Raw genomic sequence first — 21,638 nt, 5'->3', positions numbered from 1 at the left:
GCGTGCCGCGGCCCGCTTACATTAACGCAAGTTGTAGAAGGCTTCCAGGCCGGGGTACGACGCGACTTCGGCCAGTTCTTCCTCGATGCGCAGCAGCTGGTTGTACTTGGCCATGCGATCCGAACGCGACAGCGAGCCGGTCTTGATCTGCATGGCGTTGGTGGCCACGGCGATGTCGGCGATGGTCGAATCCTCGGTTTCGCCCGAACGGTGCGAGACGACGGCGGTGTAGCCGGCGCGCTTGGCCATTTCGATGGCGGCGAAGGTTTCGGTCAGGGTGCCGATCTGGTTGATCTTGATGAGGATCGAGTTGGCGACGCCCTTCTGGATGCCTTCGCGCAGGATCTTGGTGTTGGTGACGAACAGGTCGTCGCCCACCAGCTGCACCTTCTTGCCGAGCTGGTCGGTCAGCAGCTTCCAGCCTTCCCAGTCGTTTTCGGCCATGCCGTCTTCGATCGAGATGATCGGGTACTTGTCGCACCAGGTCGCCAGCAGGTTGGTGAATTCCTGCGAGGACAGCGAGATGCCGCCTTCGCCGGCCAGCGTGTACTTGCCGTCGCGGTAGAACTCGGAGCTGGCGCAGTCCAGGCCCAGGGCGATCTGCGTGCCCGGCTCATAGCCGGCTTCGGTGATGGCCTTCAGGATCAACTGGATGGCGGCTTCGTGGCTGGCCACGTTGGGGGCGAAACCGCCCTCGTCGCCCACCGCCGTGGACATGCCCTGGCCGTGGATCAGCTTCTTGAGCATGTGGAAGACTTCGGCGCCCCAGCGCAGGGCCTCGCGGAAGCTGCCCGCGCCCACCGGCAGGATCATCAGTTCCTGCAGGTCGAGGGTGTTGTTGGCGTGCGCGCCGCCGTTGATGACGTTCATCATCGGCACCGGCATGCTCATGGGGCCGCTGCCGCCGAAGTAGCGGTACAGCGACAGGCCGGACTCGTCGGCGGCGGCGCGGGCCACGGCCATCGAGGCGGCCAGGATGGCGTTGGCGCCCAGGCGTTCCTTGGACTCGGTGCCGTCCAGCTCGATCAGGGTGCGATCGACGAACGTCTGCTCCTGGGCGTCCAGGCCCATCAGCGCTTCCGAGATTTCGGTATTGAGGTTCTCGACGGCGCGCAGCACGCCCTTGCCGAGGTAGCGGCCCTTGTCGCCGTCGCGCAGCTCGATGGCTTCGCGGGCGCCGGTGGACGCGCCCGACGGCACGGCCGCGCGGCCCATGGCGCCGGATTCCAGCAACACGTCACATTCGACGGTCGGGTTGCCGCGCGAATCCAGAATCTCGCGGCCGATGATATCGACGATTGCACTCATGACTTTACATTCCCTGAACGATAAACATATTCATCACGGCCGCGCCTTCACGGGCATTGCGGGCGCGTCGGTACTGCCAGGAGTCGTAGAAGGCCTGGGCCGCGGCCATGGAGGGAAACTCCATGACGACGGTGCGGCCGGGCTCACGCCCCTCAAGGTGCCGGGATTCGCCGCCGCGCACCAGGATCTTGGCATCGTACGCGCGCATGGCGAGCGTGGACAGACGCTTGTAATCCTCGTACTGCGCGGGCTTGGTCACTGTGACGTCGGCGATGAGATAGGCACTCATGGGGTTCCTTCAGGGCAGTTGCATTGATGGGGTCGCGGCGCCGGACCGCGAGACACGGGCAGTGTCGCGCAACACGGCGGGGCCGTGCCTGTCCGATGCTAAGTGGTTGTATCCGAAAGCAGCGCCGCGGCGCGAGGCCACGGCGCGTTGTCCGCCAGGAGCGACGGCGGGAATAAGGCCGGCGGCCCGGGCGGCGCAAATGCGCGGCTCGGTGCCGCCGACCGCCATTACGCCCCCTGGCCGCGGCGAGCCTTCTGCTCGATGGCGGCGCGGATGTAGCTGGAGAACAGCGGGTGGCCGTCACGCGGGGTGGACGTGAACTCCGGGTGGAACTGGACGCCGACGAACCAGGGGTGGTCGGGCAGTTCCATGATTTCCGGCAGGTTCTCGGTCGGGGTGCGCGCGCTGATCACCATGCCGGCCTCTTCGAGGCGCGGCACGTAGACGTTGTTGACTTCGTAGCGGTGGCGATGGCGTTCGTTGACTTCGTCGCCGTAGATCGACTGGGCGCGGGTGCCCGGCTTGATCGGCACGCGCTGCGCGCCCTTGCGCATGGTGCCGCCCAGGTCGGACGAGTTGTCGCGCTTTTCGACCTTGCCTTCGCGGTCCATCCATTCGGTGATCAGGGCCACCACGGGATGCGGCGCCGACGGATCGAACTCGGTGCTGTTGGCGCCGCCCAGGCCGGCCACGTGGCGCGCGAATTCGATCACGGCCAGCTGCATGCCCAGGCAGATGCCCAGGTACGGCACGCCGTTTTCACGGGCGTAGCGGATCGCGGCGATCTTGCCTTCGGTGCCGCGCTTGCCGAAGCCGCCCGGCACCAGGATGGCGTCCAGGTGCTTGAGCTGGTCGGTGCCGCGGGTTTCGATGTCTTCGGAATCGATGTACTCGATATTGATCTTGGAGCGCGTATGGATGCCGGCGTGCACCAGGGCTTCGGTCAGCGACTTGTACGACTCGGTCAGGTCGACGTACTTGCCGACCATGCCGATGGTCAGCTGGTGCTCGGGGTGTTCGAGCGCGTCGACCAGGTTGTCCCACATGGACAGGTCGGCCGGCGGCGGGGTCAGGCCCAGCGCTTCGCAGACGATGTTGTCCACGCCCTGCTTGTGCAGCATGGCCGGGATCTTGTAGATCGAGTCGGCGTCCCACACCGAGATGACGGCATCCAGGGGGACGTTGGAGAACATCGAGATCTTGGCGCGCTCGTCGTCCGGAATGGGACGGTCGGCGCGGCACAGCAGCGCGTTCGGGTAGATGCCGATTTCGCGCAGCTTCTGCACCGAGTGCTGGGTGGGCTTGGTCTTGAGTTCGCCGGCGGACGCGATGAACGGCACCAGCGTCAGGTGCACGAAGGCGGCATTGTTGCGGCCCATGCGCAGGCTCATCTGGCGCGCGGCTTCCAGGAAGGGCAGCGATTCGATGTCGCCCACGGTGCCGCCGATCTCGACGATGGCGACGTCGGTGTTGCCGTTCCAGGCGGCGTCCGCGCCACGGGCGATGAAGTCCTGGATCTCGTTGGTGATGTGCGGAATGACCTGGACGGTCTTGCCCAGGTAGTCGCCCCGGCGCTCCTTGCGCAGCACCGATTCGTAGATCTGCCCGGTGGTGAAGTTGTTCACCTTGTGCATGCGGGCGGAGACGAAACGCTCGTAGTGGCCCAGGTCCAGGTCGGTTTCGGCGCCGTCTTCCGTGACGAACACTTCACCGTGCTGGAACGGGCTCATGGTGCCCGGATCGACGTTGATGTAGGGGTCGAGCTTGAGCATGGTGACCTGCAGACCACGCGACTCGAGGATGGCGGCGAGCGACGCAGCGGCGATGCCCTTGCCCAGGGAAGACACCACTCCGCCGGTGACAAATACGTATTTGGTCATCGTAATAAGCGCCCGGGACGAGCGGGCGCGTGCGGGAAATTTGGATTATAGCCGGGAGGCGGAACTTGTCTGGGTTTTCCCCTAGCGGCCAGGCGTAACATTTGGCTGCACTCGGCCGGCACCCCGACATGCCTCGCGGGCGGGGACCATGCTATGTTCGTCCCCGATTTCGACATCCCGAGGAGCCCGCCGCCGATGAACGCCCCGCCCGAACGCCCGAACGCCCTGGCCTGGCGCCTGGTCACCGCCGTTGTCTGCCTGCAATTGCTCGCCGCGGCGCTGCTGCAGGCCTATCTGTTGCTGGCGTCCCCGTTGGCCGAGCGGATCCGCGAGACGTTCGCGCGCCCCGAGATGGTGGCCACCACGGTCGTGCAAATCGTCGCCGGCACCGTCCTCATGGCGCTGGTCACCTGGTGCACCACGCAACGCTGGCTACGCCGGCACGACGCCGCCGGCGTCGACCGGCCGGGCCGGATGACGGCCGTGCTGTTGATAGTCTCGCTGGTGTTGTTCGTGCTGATCTCCGCCGCCCAGGCGCTGCTGCAGCATGCGTTCTATTCGTTCGTCCTGGCGAACCGGGAATGGGTGGACAACGTTTTCGGCTACTACGGCCCGGCCCGGGTGCTGGTGATGGCGCTGCCGCTCAAACTGTGTGGCCTGCTGCTGGTGATCGCGGGCGCCTGGCTGGCGGTGCGCATCGCGGCCTGGAGCGTCAGGCCGGCCGGCGGACCGGCGGCGCCGTCCCACACGCCCCGCCACGCGGCATGGATCGCCGCGCTGACGCTGCTGCTGTGGCAATTGCACGTCGGACTGGTGTTGGGCGGCTACTTCATGACCTATGTGCGTTCGGAGCAACTGCTGGAGTACGCCCTTGGCTACTGGGTGCTGCCGGCCCTGATCCTGGGCCTGGCGGCGTGGGTCTGCCTCAAAAGCCTGCCACGGACGCTGGGCACGGCCGGGTTCGGCCGCGCCATCGCCCACGGCACCTTCGCGTTCTGGCTGACGCAGGTGCTTGGCGTCGGCCTGGCCTTCCTGATCCTCTGGAACATGACCTGGGACCAGCTGATGCGCGCCGCCGAGTCGTACATGACGACCGCGGTGTCGCTGCTGATCTATGGCGCGCTGATCGCGCTGGGATGCTATGCCGGCGCCCGGCTGTTCTACCGGCATCGCGAGACGCCGTCGGCGAACGCGCCGGCCTGAAGCGCCGCCGCGCGAAGGCGCGACGCCGCAAGCGCAATGACAAAAGGCCCCGTTGGGGCCTTTTGTCATTGCAGGACGCGACCGTCACATTGCAGGACGCGACCGTCAGATGGCCGCGGTGCGGCGTTCCAGCCAGGCCAGCGCTTCGCCCTCGACCAAGGGCGACAGGCGCTCGAACACGGTCTTGTGATAGTCGTTGAGCCACGCGATTTCATCCGCGCGCAGCAGCGACGGCTCGATGCAGCGCGTGTCGATCGGGCACAGCGTCAGCGTCTCGAAACACAGGAACTCGCCCAGTTCGGACGTCAGCCAGGCGCGGTTGGCCACCAGGTTCTCGATGCGCACGCCCCAGCGGCCGGGACGATAGATGCCCGGTTCGTTGGACGTGATCATGCCCGGCTCCATGGCCGTGTGCGGACCGGGAACCGCGCGATAGGAGATGACCTGCGGGCCTTCGTGCACGTTCAGGAAGTAGCCCACGCCGTGGCCGGTGCCGTGGCCGTATTCGGCGCCGCCTTCCCAGATCGGGGCGCGCGCGATGGCGTCCAGCATCGGCGACGGCGTGCCGCGCGGGAACGAGGCGCGCGACAGCGCGATCATGCCCTTGAGCACCAGCGTGAAGTCGACCTTCTGGTCGGCGCTGGGCGTGCCCACCGCGACCACGCGGGTGATGTCGGTGGTGCCGCCCAGGTACTGGCCGCCGGAATCGATCAGCAGCAGGCCGTCGCCTTCGATGGTGGCGTGCGACTCGGCCGTGGCGCGGTAGTGCGGCATGGCGCCGTTGGCGTTGAAGCCGGCGATGGTGGCGAAGCTGGGGCAGACGTAGTCCGGCCGGCGCGCGCGGGCGGCGGTGATCTGTTCGTCGATGGTCAGCTCGGTGATGCGCTCGCTGCCTAGCGCGCCCTCGAACCAGGCGAAGAACTCGCACAGCGCCGCCCCGTCCTGCGCCATGGCCTGGCGCACATTGGCCAGTTCAGCGTCGGTCTTGCGCGACTTGAGCAGCGTGGACGGGTTGATGGCCTCGACGCGCGGCACGGCCGGGTCCATCGCGTGGAACACGCCGCAGGTGACGCGGGCCGGGTCGATCAGCAGCTTCTGGTCCAGTTCGAGCGAGGCCAGCGCGTCGGCGGCCTCGGCGTAATCGGCCACTTCGACGCCATCGGCGGCCAGGGTGGCGCGCAGCGCGGCGTCGATCTTGCCGTCAGCCACGAACAGCGTGGCGTGGTCCAGGCCGAGCAGCGCATGGCCGACGAACACCGGGTTGTAGTCGACATCGGCGCCGCGCAGGTTGAAGAGCCAGGCGATGTCGTCGAGCGTGCTGATGAAATGCACGTTGGCGCCATGGGCGCGCATGGCGGCGCGCACCTGGGCCAGCTTGTCGGCGCGCGTGACGCAGGCCTGCGGCGCCACGTGTTCGTAGATCGCGGCCAGCGGCAGGCCGGCGCGGTCGGTCCAGATATCGTCCAGCAGGTCGGCGCGGATCTCCAGCGTGGCGCCGGACGTGGCGGCGGCCACCGACAGCGCGCGGAACGCGGCCAGGCCCAGCACCTGCCCATCGACGCCGATGACATCGCCGGCGCGGGTGTTGGCGGCCAGCCAGTCCACATGGCCCGGCGTGGTGGCGACGGCGATCTTCATCAGCTGCACCCCGGTGCCGGCCAGTTGCGCCTCGGCCTGCACCCAGTAGCGGCTGTCGACCCACAGGCCAGCGAAATCGGCGGTCACCACCAGCGTGCCCACCGACCCCGTGAAGCCCGACAGCCAGCGCCGGCCCTGCCAGCGCGCCGGCAGGTATTCGGACAGGTGCGGATCCGAGGACGGCACGATATAGGCGGACAGGCCGCGGCGGCGCATGGCCTGCCGCAGTTGGGCGATACGGGTGTCGGTGCTGGACATGGGTTTCCTTAGCGCAACATGAAGGACATGGCGGCCAGGCTGTTCAGCGTGCGGATGGCGGCCTGCATGCTGTCCGTGGTGAACCGCAGCGTCACGCCGTCCACGCGCTCCAGCGTGGGCCACATGCAGAACAGGTCGGCGAGCGCCGCGCTCTGGGTCTGCAACCGGCATTCTATAGGGGCGGGGATGCGGAACGGAACCGCCTTTCCACCGCTGGGCCGCCCCGAGGTGGAAGCGCCCCCCTGGGGGGCAGCAAGCCCGCCTTGCGGGCGCGGCGTGGGAGTCGTTCCCTTCAAGTTGCGCACGGCGGTCTCCGCGGCGGCGGCGATCGCGCGACGCGAGGCCGCCGGCGACAGCGTCACGCCGCTGCCCTGGCCGTGCGCCACCTTGGTCTGCACCCACTGCGCGCCGGGGAACAGGTCGGTGGTCTCGGCGATGAACACGTCGTCGCCGGTGGCCAGGATGACGGGCACGCCCATTTCACCGGCCAGCGCGCCGTACAGGCCGGCCTCGCCCAGCTCCATGCCATTGATGAAGACGCGCGAGAAAGCGAAGCTGTTGATGGTGTGCGCGAGGATGCCGCGGCCCTGCGAGCGCGAGTGGTAGCCGATCATGAAGACGGCGTCGCAGCCCTCTTCCAGGCCGCCCATCATGCCCAGGTAGCGCGGCTTGCCCAGCACCAGGCGGGCGCGTTCGTCGAGGCCGTCCGGCAGCAGGTTGCGGAAACCGCCGTGCGAATCATTGACCAGGATCTCTTCGGCGCCGCCAGCGATGGCGCCCTGCACGGCCGCGTTGGCCTCGGCGGTCATCCAGGCGCGGGCCCGCTCGTATTCGCCATTGCCGGCACGGACTTGTTCGGCGTGGAAGACGCCGGCGACGCCTTCGATATCGGTGGAAATCAGGATCTTCATGGGAGTGCCTTGGTGGGATTCAGAATTCGGTGTCCGCCAGCCATTGGCGCCAGTCGGGCGCGGCATCGCGGATGGCGGCGCGGTGATGGCCATCGCGGCCCTGCACGCCTTCGGCCCGCCACAGCGCGGCGATGATGGCCTGCTCGCAGGCCTCGGCCGCCGCTTCGAACAGCGGATCGATGCGGGTTTCGTGCAGCATGGCCAGCGCCGGCATCGGCCGCTCGGCCTGTTGCGGCACGGTGTAGGCGGTGGAGAACGCCAGCGCGATGTCGCCGCTGCCATGGCCGAACACCGAGCCGGTGCGGGCCAGGCCGGCGCCGGCGCGCAGCGACAGTCGGCGCAACTGGCGCGCGTCCAGCGGCGCGTCGGTGGCCACCAGCAGGATGATGGAGCCCTTCTCCGGCACGATGGCGGCGTTCTCTCCCGCCTGCGCCAGGCCGCGGTCCAATTGGTCCGCCAGCCGCCGGCCGAAGGGCCGGCCGGCCACGGTCAGGTTTGGCAGGCGACCGAAATTGGCCAGCACCAGCGCGCCGACGGTGTAGCGCAGGCAAGGCTGGATCGCGGCCACGCGCGAGGCCGAGCCGATGCCGCCCTTGAAGGAAAAGCACGACATGCCACGGCCCGCGCCGACCGCGCCCTGCGCCATGCGCTTGTCCGCGGCGGCCAGCGCCTGGGCGTAGTGCGATTCCTGCACCGCCATGGCCTGGATGTCATTCAGATAGCCGTCGTTGCACTCGAACACCAGCGGATTGACCGTCGACATGCCGCGGCCGATCTCGGGCGTGGCCGCCACCGCCGCGCGGATCTGGGCGTTGGCCACGGTGCCCACGCCGAAGGTGTTGGTCAGCGCGATCGGCGTTTCCAGCACGCCCAGTTCCTGCACCTGGACCAGGCCGGTGCTCTTGCCGAAGCCGTTCAGCACCGTGGCGGCGGCCGGCACCTTGTCCAGGAACAGATTGCCGCCATGCGGCCGCACCACGGTCACGCCGGTCTGCAGCGCGCCGTCGTCCAGCGTGCAGTGGCCGACGCTGATGTCGCCCACGTCGCAGATCGAATCGAGCGGGCCGGCCTCCAGCTTGCCGATGCGGGGTTGGTCCAACGCTTGTTTGTCCATGCTTGTCGCTGCGTGTCGCCACGCTCCAGAATGCAAAATGCCGCCGTCCCGCGTGGCCGTGGCGCACGCCGCGAGGCGGGCGCCCGGACGCGGGCGGCGGCAAGGGGACCGATGACACGCGCCGAGCCCCGAGGGGCGACCGACGCGGTAACCATCGTCCGCTTGGCGGTTACTTGCGATCGATCTTCGGATCGAGCGCGTCGCGCAGGCCGTCGCCCAGCAGGTTGAACGCCAGCACGGTCAGGAAGATCGCCAGCGCCGGGAAGATCGCCACGTGCGGGGCGATCACCATGTCGGCGCGCGCCTCGTTCAGCATCGCGCCCCACTCCGGCGTGGGAGGCGAGGCGCCCATGCCCAGGAACGACAGGCTGGCCGCGGTGATGATCGAGGTGCCGATGCGCATCGTGCCATACACCACGATCGGCGAGATCGTGCCGGGCAGGATGTGGCGCATGATGATGGTCCAGTCGGACGCGCCCACGCTCTTGACCGCCTCGACGTAGGTCATCTGCTTGATCGACAGCGTGTTGCCGCGCACCAGGCGGGCGAACGCCGGCACGCTGAACACGGCCACGGCCACGATCACGTTGACCATGCTCGAGCCCAGGATCGCGACCACGCCGATGGCCAGCAGCATGCCGGGGAACGCCAGCAGCACGTCGGAGACGCGCATCGTGATGCGCTCCCACCAGCCTTCGTAGTAACCCGCCATCAGGCCCATGAAGGTGCCGACGATGGCGCCCATGGCGACGGACAGGAAGCCGGCGGCCAGCGAGATGCGCGCGCCCATGATGATACGGCTGAAGATATCGCGGCCCAGCGAGTCCACGCCCAGCCAGTGCGTCCAGGACGGACCGGCATTGAGGGCGTCGTAGTCGAAGAAGTTCTCCGGGTCGAACGGCACGATCCAGGGGGCCAGGATCGCCACCACGACCAGCAGCAGGACAAAGAGGCCGGCGCCCACGGCCAGCTTCTGCTTCTTGAACTTGCGCCAGAACTCGGTGGCGGGCGTGCGCACGTCGTTCTTGGGCACGGCGGTGGCGACGGTTGCGGCGGGTGTCGTATTGCTCATGGCCGCCTCACTTGTAACGGATGCTGGGATTGATGACGCCGTAGAGCACGTCGACAATCAGGTTGATCAGGATGAATTCGAACGAGAACAGCAGCACCAGGCCCTGGATCACCGGGTAGTCGCGCTGGGTCACGGCGTCGACCAGCAGGCGGCCGAGGCCGGGCCAGTTGAACACCGTCTCGACCACGATCGAGCCGCCCAGGAGGAAGCCGAACTGCAGGCCCATCATGGTGACGACCGGAATCAGCGCGTTGCGCAGCGCGTGCTTGATGACCACGCGGCGCTCGCTCAGGCCCTTGGCGCGGGCGGTGCGCACGAAGTCTTCCTGCACCACTTCGACGAAGGAAGCGCGGGTAAAGCGCGCCATCACCGCGGCCACCGCCGCGCCCAGCGTGATGGACGGAAGTATGTAGTGTTTCCAGCTGGAGGCGCCCACGGTCGGCAGCCAGCCCAGGTTCACGGAAAAGATCTGCATCAGCATCATGCCCAGCGCGAACGCGGGGAACGAGATACCGGACACCGCCAGCGTCATGCCCAGGCGATCGGGCCAGCGGTTGCGCCAGACGGCCGACACGATCCCGATGATCATGCCGAAGGTGACGGACCAGGCCATACTGGCGATCGTCAGCCACATGGTGGGCATGAAGCGATCGGCGATTTCGGTCGAGACGGGACGCTTGGTACGCAGCGAGGTACCCAGGTCGCCTTGCAGCATGTGGCTGAAGTAGCGCACGAACTGCTGCGGCAGGGGCAGATCCAGGCCCAGTTCCTTGCGCACCAGTTCGACGGTCTGCTGGTCGGCCTCCTGGCCCGCGGCCAGTCGCGCCGGGTCGCCCGGAAGCATGTGCACAAACAGGAACACGACCACGGCCACCAGCAGCAGCGTGGGGATCATGCCCAAAAGACGTTTGACGATATAGGTCAGCATTGAAATTCCTGCAACATCGGCGGGGACACCGCGTCCCCGCCGTATGTGGCCTTGCAAGGGGCCGAACGGCCCCGTGAGTTACCGCCGCGCGATTACTGCTTCAGGTCGATATCGCCGAACCAGAACGAGGTGTCCGGCTCCACGTACACGCCCGACAGGTTCTTCGACTTGACGTACAGGTTGTTCTGGGTCACCAGGAAGGCCCACGGGGCGTCCTTCCAGATGGTTTCCTGAACGGTCTTGTAGATCTCGGTCTTCTTGGCGCGGTCGGTCGTCGCCAGGGCTTGCTGGATGCCGTCGTCAACCGACTTGTTCGAGTAGTACGACACGTTGTTGAGCACCGGCGGGAACGCGGCGGTGGTCAGCAGCGGGCGCAGGCCCCAGTCGGCTTCGCCGGTCGAGGACGACCAGCCGGCGTAGTACATGCGGACCTTGGCGTCTTCAGGCTTCTGCACCTGTTGCACGCGCTGCACGCGCTGGCCCGATTCCAGCACTTCCACCGACACCTTGATGCCGACTTGCGCCAGTTGCTGCTGCAGGAACTGCACCACCTTCACCGAGGTGCCGTCGTTGTAGGCGGACCAGAGCTGGCTCTCGAAGCCGTTGGGGTAGCCGGCTTCGGCCAGCAGGGCCTTGGCCTTCTTGATGTCGTACGGCCACGGGCCGGTCTTGTGGGCGAAGTCCACGCCTTGCGGCACGACGCCGTCGACGACGGTGGCGTAGCCCGAGAAAGCGACCTTGGCCAGGGCGTCCTTGTTGATGGCGTAGTTGATGGCTTCACGCACCTTGACGTTGTCGAACGGCTTTTGCTGCGTGTTCATCGACAGGTAGCGGGCCATGATCGAGTTCTTGTGGTCGACCACGTCCAGCTTGTCGTTCTTGGACAGCACGGCAGCCTGCTCGAACGGCACCGGGAAGGCGAATTGCGCTTCGCCCGTCTGCACCACGGCGGCGCGGGTGTTGTTGTCGGTCACGGTGCGGAAGGTCAGGGTGTCGACCTTGGGGTAGCCCTTCTTCCAGTAGCCGTCGAACTTCTTGACCTTCAGGTATTCGGCGGGCTTCCATTCGACGAATTCGAACGGGCCGGTGCCGACCGGGTGGAAGCCGATTTCCTTGCCGTACTTGGCCAGGGCGGCCGGCGAGATCATCATGGCGGCCGGGTGGGCCAGCGCGTTGATGAAGGCCGAGAAAGGCTTCTTCAGGGTGATCTTGACGGTCAGCGGATCGACCACTTCGGTCTTGTCGATGACGCTGAACTGGATGTAGCGCGACAGGCGGTTTTCCGGGTTGGCCGGACGGTCGAAGTTGATCTTGACGGCTTCGGCGTTGAACGGGGTGCCGTCATGGAACTTGACGCCATCGCGCAGCTTGAAGGTATACACCAGGCCGTCTTCGCTGACGGTGTAGTCGGTGGCCAGAACCTTCTGGACCTTCAGGTCCTTGTCGAACTCGAACAGGCCTTCGTAGTAGGCCTTGCCGGCCGCCTGGTTCAGCGTGCTGTTGGTGTTGTACGGGTCGAGCGTTTCCAGCGCGATGGAGACGGCAAACGTCACGTCCTTGGCAGCATGCGCCAGCGGCGAGGTGAGCACGCCGAAGGCCACCGCGGCGGCGGCCATCAGCTTGGTGGGGCGCAGAACTTTCATCATTGCAACTCCTGGTTCCTGTGCGGAATTAGGGGGTTTGGTGGAAGAAAAACAAGTACGACAACTGACTCAATACGCTCCGCCGACCGCGTGGCGGGCGACGAAGTGATCGGTTCCTACCTGCACCAGCGGCTGCACCACCGGCTCGTCGCCGAGCCTGCGGATCGGGCTGGGAATTTCATCGGACAGCAAGGTGCGTTTCATGTGACGGCGCGCCGGATCGGCGATCGGCACGGCGGCCATGAGCTTCTTGGTATAGGGGTGCTGCGGGTTCTCGAAGATGGCCCGGCGCGGACCGATCTCGACAATCTGCCCCAGGTACATGACGGCCACGCGATGGCTGACGCGCTCGACCACGGCCATGTCGTGCGAGATGAACAGGAAAGAAATGCCCATGTCGCGCTGCAGGTCGATCAACAGATTGACGATCTGCGCCTGGATCGACACGTCCAGCGCCGACACCGATTCGTCCGCGATCACGACCTTGGGATTGAGGGCCAGGGCGCGCGCGATACAGATGCGCTGGCGCTGGCCGCCGGAGAATTCGTGCGGGTAGCGTTGCGCCATTTCGGGCGGCAGGCCGACGCGCTCGAGCAGTTCGGCCACGCGCTGCTCGGCCTCTTTGCCCTTGGCCACGCCGTGCACCAGCAGCGGCTCCATGATCGAGAAACCGACCGTGACGCGGGGATCGAGCGAAGCAAAGGGGTCCTGGAACACGAACTGGATGTCGCGGCGCAGCGATTGCAGTTCGCCCGTCTTCAGGCGCACGATGTCGCGCCCGCCGAAGCGGATCTCGCCCCCCTGGCTTTCCACCAGGCGCAGCAGCGAACGGCCGGTGGTGGACTTGCCGCAACCGGACTCGCCCACCAGCGACAGCGTCTCGCCGGGATACAGGTCGAAGCTGACCTTCTCGACCGCGTGCACGCGGCGCTGCACGCGGCTCAGGATGCCGCCGCGCAGGTCGAAGCGCGTCACCAGGTTGCGCACGCTCAGGATCGGCTCGCGACGCGCGGCCGGCACTTCCTGGGTGCTGGCCGCGCCGGGTTCGGCCACCGGCTGCGCCTTGCCGTCCACCTGCAGCAGCGGGAAACGCGCCGGCAGGTCGGTGCCCTGCATCGCGCCCAGCTTCGGCACGGCCGACAGCAGCGCCTTGGTGTAGGCGTGCTGGGGCGTGGCGAATACCGACGCCGACGGGCCTTCCTCGACCTTGTCGCCGCGATACATGACCAGCACGCGGTCGGCCACTTCGGCCACCACGCCCATGTCGTGGGTGATGAACACCACGCCCATGTGCATTTCTTCCTGCAACTGGCGGATCAGTTGCAGGATCTGCGCCTGGATCGTGACGTCCAGCGCGGTGGTGGGCTCGTCGGCGATCAGCAGCGCCGGCTTGCAGGCCAGCGCCATGGCGATCATGACGCGCTGGCGCATGCCACCCGACAACTGGTGCGGGTAGCGGTCCAGCACCGACTTGGCTTCCGGAATGCGCACCTGTTCCAGCATGCGCAGGGCCTCGGCGCGCGCGGCCGCGGCGTCCATGCCCTGGTGCTCGCGGATCGACTCGGCGATCTGGTCGCCGGCCGTGAACACCGGGTTCAGGGACGTCATCGGCTCCTGGAAGATCATGGCCATGTCGGCGCCGCGCACATTGCGCATGGCGCGTTGATTGGCGTTGACCAGGTCGATCACGGCACCGTTGCGCCGGCGCAGGGCCATGCTGCCCTGGGCGATGCGGCCGCCGCCATGTTCCACCAGGCGCATCAGCGCCAGCGACGTCACCGACTTGCCCGACCCCGATTCGCCCACGATGGCCAGGGTCTCGCCCCGGTCCACATGGAACGACAGGTTGCGCACGGCTTCGACCGTGCGCTCCGAACCCACGAAGCGCACCGTCAGGTCGTCGACCTGGACCACGCGGTTATCCGGCAGCGCCAGGCTGTTTGCGCGATCAACCATATCTCTAGTAATCCCCAAAACTGACAAAAACGAAGCCCGCCGCCGCTCAGCGGTAGATGGCGGTGACCGGCTTCTCGCCGACGCGGGCGTAACCGCGGTACATGCCTTCCGTGTTGAACGGCAAGGCCACATTGCCCTGGGCGTCAACGGCCACCAGGCCGCCCTTGCCGCCGATGGTGGGCAGTTTTTCCATCACGACGCGGTCCGCCGCCGTTTCCAGCGAGGCGCCGCAATATTCCATCTGGGCCGCCACGTCATAGGCGGCGACCATGCGGATGAACATCTCGCCCGTGCCCGTGGTGGACACGGCGCAGGTCTTGTTGCTGGCATAGGTGCCGGCGCCGATCAGCGGCGCGTCGCCGACGCGGCCGACCTGCTTGTTGGTGATGCCGCCGGTGGAGGTGGCCGCGGCCAGGTTGCCCTGCGCGTCCACGGCCACGGCGCCCACGGTGCCGAACTTCTTGTCCGCATCCAGCGGATCGGCCGGCGCCGGCTGGCCGCGCGCGACCATGGCCTGGCCGTCGTGGTCCAGCACCGCCGCTTCCGGCGTTTCGCGCTGCACGCGCAGCAATTGCTCGCGGCGCGCCTCGGTGGAGAAATACGAGGGGTCGACAATTTCCAGGCCGGCTTCCTTGGCGAAGGCTTCGGCGCCCTCGCCCACGAACAGCACGTGCTTGCTGGTTTCCATGACCTTGCGCGCGGCGAACACCGGGTTGCGCACGCAGTTGACATTGGCGATGGCGCCCGAACGCAGCGTGGCGCCGTCCATGATGGCGGCGTCCAGCTCATGGGTGCCGGCGCTGGTGAACACGGCGCCATGGCCGGCGTTGAACAGCGGGCAATCTTCCAGGAGGCGCACGGCTTCGGTGACGGCGTCCAGCGCGCTACCGCCACGGGCCAGCACGGCCTGCCCGGCGGTCAGGATGGACTCGAGGGCGCTCAGGTATTCCTGCTCTTTCTCGGGCGACATGGCCGCGCGGGACATCGCGCCGGCGCCACCGTGAATCGCGATCACGGGTTGAATCATCGTTTACCTACTCCATGGATGAGCCACGGCATCACGGACTGGGTCACCCCAGCGGCGGCCGCGACGGAATTCTTGGCCCGATAGGCCACCGCCGCCGAAAGGGCTTCGATCAGGCCCAGCGCGGCGGTTTCGGAATTGGGGATCAGCTGGCGCGTGGACACGGCATACAGCACCACCGACGCGGTCGGCGCCAGCGGCGAAGTGGGCTTGTCGGTCAGCACCAGCACCGGCACGCCGGCCTGCTTGGCGGCGCCGGCCAGGGTGACGGTATCGGCCAGGTAGCGCGGAAAGCCGATCGCGATGACCAGATCCTTGCTGGTCATGCGCGACATCTGGCGGGCGGCGTGCGACACGCCGCCAGGGCCCGCCAGCGATTCGACCGAATGCAGGTGCATGCACAGGCCGCGCTGCAGCATGCCGGCCAGGAAACCGCTGGCGCCGAAACCGATGATGAAGACGCGGTCGGCGGCCAGGATGGCGTCGACCGCCTGTTCACAGGCGGTGGCATCCAGGCTCTGCAGGTTGCGCTGGGCGTTGCGGATGTCTTCTTCGAGCGTCGCTGCGAATATCTGCACCGCGCTGGCCGAATGCGCGAGTTCGGTGCGCAATTTTTCGACCGGCTCCAGCGCCGCCTCGAAACCGCGCGCCAGTTCGGCGCGGAATTGCGGGTAACCCGGCAGGTCCAGGGCGCGCGCGAAACGGTTGGCGGTGGCGACCGACACCCCCGCGGCCGTCGCGAATTCGTCGATGGTCATCGTGGCGACGCGGAACTGGTGCGCCAGGACGTACTCGGCCATCTTGTGCTGCGTGCGGCTCAGCGCGGGCTGGGCCCGGGCGATCCGATCAGCGATCGTGAGTGCGGCCTTGGTCATCGAGAATCAGGGGGGGAAAACGTAGCGGAGGTTTGTGTAAATCTGTTTACACACAAATTTTAGATAAGAAAATTCATTTTCATACTAAGGGTATACCCGTGAATTTATGTAACAGTGCTTCAAAAGAAACGGGGCCGGTTTGATGTACGCTTGATCCCCGCCTTTCTGCCTCGAATTTCGGACTTTTCACATGCCCCTCTGGACCTGCAAGCCCCACGCCGATCTGACCCTGGCCGAGCTCTACGCCATCCTGCGCCTGCGCTCGGAAGTCTTCGTGGTGGAACAGGACTGCGTCTTCCTGGATATGGACGGCAAGGACCTGCAGGGACAGACGGAACACCTGATGGCCTGGGAAAACGGCGCGCTGCTGGCCTATTGCCGCCTGCTCGAACCCGCGCTGAACGACGGCCAGACGGTCATTGGCCGCGTCATCACGGCGCCGGCGGCGCGCGGCACGGGCCTGGGGCACGAGCTGATGCGCCGCGCCAAGGACGAAGTGGCGCGGCTGTGGCCGGGCCAACCGGTCTACCTGGGCGCGCAGGCCAGGCTACGCGCCTATTACGCCGGCCACGGCTTCGTGCCGGTGACCGAGGAATACATCGAAGACGGCATTCCGCACGTCGGCATGCTGCTGCGCGAAGCGGCCTGATCGCCCGCCCCGGGGCGCCCTGCCCGCCACGCCTGGCGGGCGCTCAATGAAAAACGCCCCTTGCGGGGCGTTATTCATGATGCCTTGGCGGCGGATTACTTGACCGCCGACACATCCATCTTGGCGGCCGTCTTGGACTGGATCTCGTCCACCGTCACGCCAGGGGCCGTTTCCAGCAGCTTCAGGCCGTTGTCGGTGACTTCCATCACGCCCAGGTCGGTGATGATCAGGTCGACCACGCCCACGCCGGTCAGCGGCAGGTTGCATTCGGGCAGCAGTTTGATGTCCTCGGTGCCGTCCTTCTTCTTGGCCACGTGTTCCATCAGCACGACCACGCGGCCGACACCGGCCACCAGGTCCATCGCGCCGCCCATGCCCTTGACCATCTTGCCCGGGATCATCCAGTTGGCCAGGTCGCCCTTTTCGGAGACCTGCATCGCGCCCAGGATGGCCAGGTTGATCTTGCCGCCGCGGATCATCGCGAACGAGTCGGCCGACGAGAAGATCGACGAGCCGGGCAGCGTCGTGACGGTCTGCTTGCCGGCGTTGATCAGGTCGGCGTCGACCTCGGCGTCGGTGGGGAACGGGCCGATGCCCAGCAGGCCGTTTTCGGATTGCAGCCAGACTTCGACGCCCTTGGGCACGTGGTTGGCCACCAGGGTCGGCAGGCCGATACCCAGGTTCACGTAAAAACCGTCTTGCAGCTCGCGCGCGGCGCGCGCCGCCATTTCATCGCGGGACCATGCCATGTCGTGTTCTCCTTAGGCCGGGCGAGTGGTGCGTTGTTCGATGCGCTTTTCCGGATTGGCGTTCAGCACGATCCGGTGCACATAGATGCCGGGCAGGTGGATCTGGTCGGGGTCCAGGCTGCCGGTGTCGACGATCTGCTCGACCTCGACCACCGTGAACTTGCCGGCCATGGCCACGTTCGGGTTGAAGTTGCGCGCGGTCTTGCGGAACACCAGGTTGCCGCTGCGGTCGGCGATATGCGCCTTGACCAGCGACACGTCCGGCACCAGCGAGCGTTCCATCACGTATTGGTGACCGTCGAATTCGCGGATTTCCTTGCCGTCGGCGACGATGGTGCCCACGCCGGTGCGGGTGAAGAAAGCCGGGATGCCCGCGCCGCCGGCGCGCAGCTTCTCGGCCAGCGTGCCCTGGGGCGTGAACTCCAGCTCGAGTTCGCCCGACAGGTACTGGCGCTCGAATTCCTTGTTCTCGCCCACGTACGAGGCAATCATCTTGCGGACCTGGCGGGTGTTCAGCAATTGGCCCAGGCCGAAGCCGTCGACACCCGCGTTATTGCTGATGCACGTGAGATCCTTGACGCCCGAATCGCGCAGCGCGGCGATCAGGGCCTCCGGGATGCCGCAGAGGCCGAAACCGCCCACGGCGATCATCTGGCCGTCCTTGACGATGCCTGCCAGCGCCTCCTGGGCGCTTGCAAAAACCTTGTCCATCGCTCCAACTCCTAGTTAAGGTCGAACTGAAGAGAGTCCGCCCGCCTGCCGGAGCGCATGCCTCGCGAGAGGCCGGCGATCCTGGGAGGACCCTGTTTGTACTTGGGACGCGGCTGCCGGCCTCGCGGCCCGGCGGCATCGCGGCCTGGCCCGATGCCTGCTGGTTCGCGGCGCCGAGGGTGGCGCGCCCTGTCATTCGTATTGTGTTCTGTGCGGGATTTTAACGGCATGGCCGCCAAATGCGGGCGCCGTTTCAAACGCCGCATCGAAGTCGGACCGCCACCGCCCCCCCGCGCCTAGGCGGCCGGCTTGAACTGCGTGGCCATTTTCGCCAGCACTTCGGGCGGCCACGGAGCGGACGTATTGGCCACGTAGTCCATCCACACCAGCACATTGCGCCCGCGGGCGTAAGGGCCGCCGTCATCGCCGACTTTCTCGAGCAGCAGCTCGAATTCGGCGCTGGAACGGCCAATGCGCGTCACCTTGTGCGTCACCCGCACCGTCGCCGGATAGGTCAACGGGCGCAGGAAATCACAGGATGCGTGCGCCAGGATGGCGCCGTCGTCGGCCGGCAGTTCAAAGCCCGCGTCGTACAGGATCTGCATGCGCGCCTCTTCCATGAGGCGGAAATACAGGGTGTTGTTGAGATGGTTCAAGGCGTCGGAATCGCCCCAACGCAAAGGCAAATCCACCTGGTGGGTATCGCCCACCGCCAGAATCCGCGCAGACTGTGTGTCCGGGTTCACCAAATACTCCTGATGGCTGAAAGAAATGCGAAGACGTGCAAGGTCTCCGCCTGCAATACAATCGCCGATAATACTTCCAGCCATATATGGAATACATACGGGGAGCTTTGCAATGTCTGAACGCGAGTCGATGGAATATGACGTGGTCGTGGTTGGCGGGGGTCCCGCCGGCCTGGCCACCGCTATCCGTCTGAAGCAGCTGGCCGCTGAAAAGAATCAGGAAATCGGCGTCTGCGTCCTGGAAAAAGGCGCCGAACTGGGCGCCCACATCCTTTCCGGCGCGGTGATGGATCCGCTGGCGCTGACCGAACTGATTCCCGACTGGAAAGACAAGGGCGCCCCGCTGAATGTGCCCGTGACGCAGGACAAATTCCTGTTCCTGTCCGAGAACGGCGCGCGCGCCACTCCCAATTGGCTGCTGCCGCCCTGTTTCCACAATGAAGGCAACTACATCGTCCGCCTGGGCGACGTGGTCAAGTGGCTGGGCGAGCAGGCCGAGGCGCTGGGCGTCGAGATTTTCCCCGGCTTCGCGGCGGTCGAAGTGCTGTACGACGAGAACGGCGCGGTGCGCGGCGTGGCCACCGGCGACATGGGCGTGGCCCGCGACGGCAGCCATACCGCCCACTACCAGCCCGGCATGGAACTGCACGCGCGCTACACGGTGTTCGCCGAAGGCGCGCGCGGCCAGCTCGGCCGCCAGTTGATCGAACGCTACAAGCTCGACGACGGCCGCGACCCGCAGGCCTACGGCATCGGCATCAAGGAAATGTGGGAAGTCGATCCGGCCCAGTCCAAGCCCGGCCTGGTCATCCACACCGCCGGCTGGCCGCTGGATTCCGACACCTACGGCGGCTCGTTCCTCTACCACCTGGACAACAACCTGGTGGCGGTGGGCATGATCGTCGGCCTGGACTACGCCAACCCCTGGCTGTCGCCGTTCGACGAATTCCAGCGCTACAAAACCCATCCGGCCATCCGCGGCACCTTCGAAGGCGGCAAGCGCATCGCCTATGGCGCGCGCGCCATCACGGCGGGCGGCCTGCTGTCGCTGCCCAAGCTGACCTTCCCCGGCGGCGTGCTGGTCGGCTGTGAGGCCGGCTTCCTGAACGCCTCGCGCATCAAGGGCAGCCATGCCGCCATCAAGTCCGGCAAGCTGGCCGCCGAGGCCGCGTTCGACGCGTTGGTGGCCGACCGCCGCCACGACGAACTGGCCGCGTATCCCGAGGCCTTCAAGAGTTCGTGGCTGCACACCGAGCTGAACAAGGCCCGCAACTTCAAGCAGTGGTTCAAGAAGGGCCGCACCGTGGCCACGCTGATGACCGGCATCGAGCAATTGGTGTTCAAGGGCAAGATGCCCTGGACCCTGCGCCACAGCAAGCCGGACCACGCCTGCCTGCAGCCCGCTTCGCAGTGCGCCCGCATCGATTACCCCAAGCCCGACGGCAAGCTGACCTTCGACAAGCTCAGCTCGGTGTTCATCTCCAACACCAACCACGACGAGAACGAGCCCGCCCACCTGACGCTGAAGGATCCCTCGGTGCCGGTGCAGGTCAACCTGGCCAAGTACGGCGGCCCGGAATCGCGCTACTGCCCTGCTGGCGTCTATGAGTTCGTCAAGGACGACCATGGCGAGGACCGCCTGCAGATCAACGCGCAGAACTGCGTGCACTGCAAGACCTGCGACATCAAGGACCCGACCCAGAACATCGTCTGGGTGGCGCCGCAAGGCGGCGAGGGCCCGGTCTACAGCGGCATGTAGCAGGCATCGGCGGCCATGGCTGAACGCGTGCTTTTCATCGGCTGCGGCGATCTCGGCCAACGCGCCGCGCGCCGCCTGCTGGCGCGCGGCGACACGGTCTACGCATTGCGCCGCCGCCCGCCGGCCGACGACGCCAGCGGCATCCGCTGGCTGGCGGGCGACATCAGCCAACCCGATAGCCTGCCGGCGCTGCCGGCTGGCATCACCCGCGTGATCCACGTCGCCACCGCCGGCGCGCGCGATCCCGCCGCCTATCGCGCCGTGTTCGTCGACGGCCTGAACCACGTGCTGGATGCGCTCGACACGCGCCAGGTCGAGCGCATCGTGTTCGTATCGTCCAGCGCGGTGTATGGCGAACATCGCGGCGACTGGGTCGATGAAGACACGCCGCCCGCGCCGCAAGGCTTCAACGGCCGCATCCTGCTCGAGGCGGAAGCGGCGCTGGCCGCGCGCGCGATCCCGCACACCACCCTGCGCTTCGCCGGCCTCTACGGCCCCGGCCGCCTGCAACTGATCGAACGGCTGCGGACGGGCAAGGCCAGCGCGCCGCTTGAACCGCCGCACTGGGCCAACCGCATCCACATCGACGACGCCGCGGCCGCCATAGTGCACGTGGCGCTGCTGCCCGATGCGTTGCCGGTCTACATCGGCTGCGACGACACGCCCCTGCCGCTGCATGAACTCTATGCCGACCTGGCGCGGATGATCGGCGCGCCAGCGCCTGGCGACGGCCCCGCGCCCAAGGGGGTCGGCAGCAAGAAGCTCAGCAACGCCCGTCTGCGGGCCAGCGGCCTGGCGCTGCAATGGCCGGACTCGCGCGCTGGCTATGCCGCGCTGCTGGCGGACACCGCGCAGGCATAGTTCGACCAAGGCCGAATCGTCGCTGGCGCGCGGCGGTGATACTGGCTGTCCCTGATCCAGCCAC

Annotated in this window: 19 protein-coding genes; 4 read left to right on the top strand and 15 right to left on the bottom strand. The window is 66.8% G+C overall.

Annotated features, from left to right (window positions below; all coding sequences use genetic code 11):
• Positions 1-21: 21 nt before the first annotated feature.
• The 3 genes from eno to ABFG95_RS21660 form a co-directional block, all read right to left on the bottom strand.
• Complete coding sequence (eno, locus tag ABFG95_RS21670; RefSeq protein WP_006389345.1) at positions 22-1,308, bottom strand: phosphopyruvate hydratase; 1,287 nt, start codon at positions 1,306-1,308, stop codon at positions 22-24.
• A gap of 4 nt (positions 1,309-1,312) precedes the next feature.
• Positions 1,313-1,597 (bottom strand): DUF1330 domain-containing protein, encoded by a 285-nt coding sequence (locus tag ABFG95_RS21665; protein WP_006389344.1) that lies wholly within the window; start codon positions 1,595-1,597, stop codon positions 1,313-1,315.
• Positions 1,598-1,824: 227 nt separating this feature from the next.
• Positions 1,825-3,477, bottom strand: coding sequence for a CTP synthase (locus ABFG95_RS21660; RefSeq protein ID WP_006389343.1), 1,653 nt, complete (start codon positions 3,475-3,477; stop codon positions 1,825-1,827).
• Positions 3,478-3,672: 195 nt separating this feature from the next.
• Between ABFG95_RS21660 and ABFG95_RS21655 the strand changes: the two genes are divergently transcribed.
• Entirely contained in the window at positions 3,673-4,680 is a 1,008-nt protein-coding gene (locus ABFG95_RS21655; protein WP_175183074.1) for a hypothetical protein, read from the top strand.
• 105 nt (positions 4,681-4,785) lie between these two features.
• On the opposite strand, the gene ABFG95_RS21650 is transcribed toward ABFG95_RS21655, so the two are convergent.
• The 9 genes from ABFG95_RS21650 to ABFG95_RS21610 form a co-directional block, all read right to left on the bottom strand.
• A complete protein-coding gene (locus tag ABFG95_RS21650; protein ID WP_348994919.1) occupies positions 4,786-6,576 on the bottom strand; it encodes an aminopeptidase P family protein in 1,791 nt (596 codons plus the stop codon).
• Between the two features lie 8 nt (positions 6,577-6,584).
• On the bottom strand, positions 6,585-7,487 hold the full coding sequence (locus ABFG95_RS21645) for a M55 family metallopeptidase (RefSeq protein WP_348994918.1): 903 nt from the start codon (positions 7,485-7,487) through the stop codon (positions 6,585-6,587).
• Positions 7,488-7,506: 19 nt separating this feature from the next.
• Complete coding sequence (locus ABFG95_RS21640; protein WP_348994917.1) at positions 7,507-8,601, bottom strand: P1 family peptidase; 1,095 nt, start codon at positions 8,599-8,601, stop codon at positions 7,507-7,509.
• Positions 8,602-8,770: 169 nt separating this feature from the next.
• Positions 8,771-9,673, bottom strand: a complete 903-nt coding sequence (gene gsiD, locus ABFG95_RS21635) for a glutathione ABC transporter permease GsiD (RefSeq protein WP_049072230.1) — start codon at positions 9,671-9,673, stop codon at positions 8,771-8,773.
• A 7-nt stretch (positions 9,674-9,680) separates the two neighbouring features.
• Complete coding sequence (gene gsiC, locus ABFG95_RS21630; RefSeq protein ID WP_049072229.1) at positions 9,681-10,601, bottom strand: glutathione ABC transporter permease GsiC; 921 nt, start codon at positions 10,599-10,601, stop codon at positions 9,681-9,683.
• A gap of 92 nt (positions 10,602-10,693) precedes the next feature.
• Complete coding sequence (gene gsiB / locus ABFG95_RS21625) at positions 10,694-12,247, bottom strand: glutathione ABC transporter substrate-binding protein GsiB (RefSeq protein ID WP_278991199.1); 1,554 nt, start codon at positions 12,245-12,247, stop codon at positions 10,694-10,696.
• Positions 12,248-12,313: 66 nt separating this feature from the next.
• The gene (locus ABFG95_RS21620) at positions 12,314-14,200 is read right to left on the bottom strand and encodes a dipeptide ABC transporter ATP-binding protein (protein ID WP_175144327.1); all 1,887 of its coding nucleotides are present in this window, start codon (positions 14,198-14,200) and stop codon (positions 12,314-12,316) included.
• Positions 14,201-14,246: 46 nt separating this feature from the next.
• On the bottom strand, positions 14,247-15,227 hold the full coding sequence (locus ABFG95_RS21615; protein WP_049072226.1) for an isoaspartyl peptidase/L-asparaginase: 981 nt from the start codon (positions 15,225-15,227) through the stop codon (positions 14,247-14,249).
• A complete protein-coding gene (locus ABFG95_RS21610; protein WP_049072224.1) occupies positions 15,224-16,099 on the bottom strand; it encodes a MurR/RpiR family transcriptional regulator in 876 nt (291 codons plus the stop codon). The genes ABFG95_RS21615 and ABFG95_RS21610 overlap by 4 nt, the downstream gene beginning before the upstream one ends.
• A 190-nt stretch (positions 16,100-16,289) precedes the next feature.
• On the opposite strand from ABFG95_RS21610, the gene ABFG95_RS21605 reads away from it, so the two are divergent.
• Positions 16,290-16,748, top strand: a complete 459-nt coding sequence (locus tag ABFG95_RS21605; protein ID WP_348994916.1) for a GNAT family N-acetyltransferase — start codon at positions 16,290-16,292, stop codon at positions 16,746-16,748.
• Between the two features lie 95 nt (positions 16,749-16,843).
• On the opposite strand, the gene ABFG95_RS21600 is transcribed toward ABFG95_RS21605, so the two are convergent.
• From ABFG95_RS21600 to ABFG95_RS21590, 3 genes are all read right to left on the bottom strand, one after another.
• Positions 16,844-17,497, bottom strand: coding sequence for a CoA transferase subunit B (locus ABFG95_RS21600; RefSeq protein WP_049072221.1), 654 nt, complete (start codon positions 17,495-17,497; stop codon positions 16,844-16,846).
• Positions 17,498-17,509: 12 nt separating this feature from the next.
• Positions 17,510-18,208, bottom strand: coding sequence for a CoA transferase subunit A (locus tag ABFG95_RS21595; protein ID WP_049072219.1), 699 nt, complete (start codon positions 18,206-18,208; stop codon positions 17,510-17,512).
• Between the two features lie 296 nt (positions 18,209-18,504).
• Positions 18,505-18,954, bottom strand: a complete 450-nt coding sequence (locus ABFG95_RS21590) for an acyl-CoA thioesterase (protein ID WP_049072218.1) — start codon at positions 18,952-18,954, stop codon at positions 18,505-18,507.
• Between the two features lie 112 nt (positions 18,955-19,066).
• Between ABFG95_RS21590 and ABFG95_RS21585 the strand changes: the two genes are divergently transcribed.
• A complete protein-coding gene (locus ABFG95_RS21585) occupies positions 19,067-20,713 on the top strand; it encodes an electron transfer flavoprotein-ubiquinone oxidoreductase (RefSeq protein WP_348994915.1) in 1,647 nt (548 codons plus the stop codon).
• Between the two features lie 15 nt (positions 20,714-20,728).
• Entirely contained in the window at positions 20,729-21,574 is an 846-nt protein-coding gene (locus tag ABFG95_RS21580; RefSeq protein WP_348994914.1) for an NAD-dependent epimerase/dehydratase family protein, read from the top strand.
• The last annotated feature ends 64 nt before the right edge of the window (positions 21,575-21,638 follow it).

Source organism: Achromobacter sp. HNDS-1 (assembly GCF_040084795.1).
GTDB lineage: Bacteria > Pseudomonadota > Gammaproteobacteria > Burkholderiales > Burkholderiaceae_B > Achromobacter > Achromobacter ruhlandii.
This window is presented reverse-complemented; position numbering and strand designations above follow the sequence as displayed.

Excerpts from the sequence above, each read along its gene's own strand:
- eno (WP_006389345.1), bottom strand. The coding sequence starts at position 1,308 with ATGAGTGCAATCGTCGATATCATCGGCCGCGAGATTCTGGATTCGCGC.
- ABFG95_RS21610 (WP_049072224.1), bottom strand. The coding sequence starts at position 16,099 with ATGACCAAGGCCGCACTCACGATCGCTGATCGGATCGCCCGGGCCCAG.
- ABFG95_RS21580 (WP_348994914.1), top strand. The coding sequence starts at position 20,729 with ATGGCTGAACGCGTGCTTTTCATCGGCTGCGGCGATCTCGGCCAACGC.
- gsiB (WP_278991199.1), bottom strand. The coding sequence starts at position 12,247 with ATGATGAAAGTTCTGCGCCCCACCAAGCTGATGGCCGCCGCCGCGGTG.
- ABFG95_RS21615 (WP_049072226.1), bottom strand. The coding sequence starts at position 15,227 with ATGATTCAACCCGTGATCGCGATTCACGGTGGCGCCGGCGCGATGTCC.
- gsiC (WP_049072229.1), bottom strand. The coding sequence starts at position 10,601 with ATGCTGACCTATATCGTCAAACGTCTTTTGGGCATGATCCCCACGCTG.
- ABFG95_RS21620 (WP_175144327.1), bottom strand. The coding sequence starts at position 14,200 with ATGGTTGATCGCGCAAACAGCCTGGCGCTGCCGGATAACCGCGTGGTC.
- gsiD (WP_049072230.1), bottom strand. The coding sequence starts at position 9,673 with ATGAGCAATACGACACCCGCCGCAACCGTCGCCACCGCCGTGCCCAAG.
- ABFG95_RS21640 (WP_348994917.1), bottom strand. The coding sequence starts at position 8,601 with ATGGACAAACAAGCGTTGGACCAACCCCGCATCGGCAAGCTGGAGGCC.
- ABFG95_RS21660 (WP_006389343.1), bottom strand. The coding sequence starts at position 3,477 with ATGACCAAATACGTATTTGTCACCGGCGGAGTGGTGTCTTCCCTGGGC.
- ABFG95_RS21655 (WP_175183074.1), top strand. The coding sequence starts at position 3,673 with ATGAACGCCCCGCCCGAACGCCCGAACGCCCTGGCCTGGCGCCTGGTC.
- ABFG95_RS21585 (WP_348994915.1), top strand. The coding sequence starts at position 19,067 with ATGTCTGAACGCGAGTCGATGGAATATGACGTGGTCGTGGTTGGCGGG.
- ABFG95_RS21665 (WP_006389344.1), bottom strand. The coding sequence starts at position 1,597 with ATGAGTGCCTATCTCATCGCCGACGTCACAGTGACCAAGCCCGCGCAG.
- ABFG95_RS21605 (WP_348994916.1), top strand. The coding sequence starts at position 16,290 with ATGCCCCTCTGGACCTGCAAGCCCCACGCCGATCTGACCCTGGCCGAG.
- ABFG95_RS21600 (WP_049072221.1), bottom strand. The coding sequence starts at position 17,497 with ATGGCATGGTCCCGCGATGAAATGGCGGCGCGCGCCGCGCGCGAGCTG.
- ABFG95_RS21650 (WP_348994919.1), bottom strand. The coding sequence starts at position 6,576 with ATGTCCAGCACCGACACCCGTATCGCCCAACTGCGGCAGGCCATGCGC.
- ABFG95_RS21595 (WP_049072219.1), bottom strand. The coding sequence starts at position 18,208 with ATGGACAAGGTTTTTGCAAGCGCCCAGGAGGCGCTGGCAGGCATCGTC.
- ABFG95_RS21645 (WP_348994918.1), bottom strand. The coding sequence starts at position 7,487 with ATGAAGATCCTGATTTCCACCGATATCGAAGGCGTCGCCGGCGTCTTC.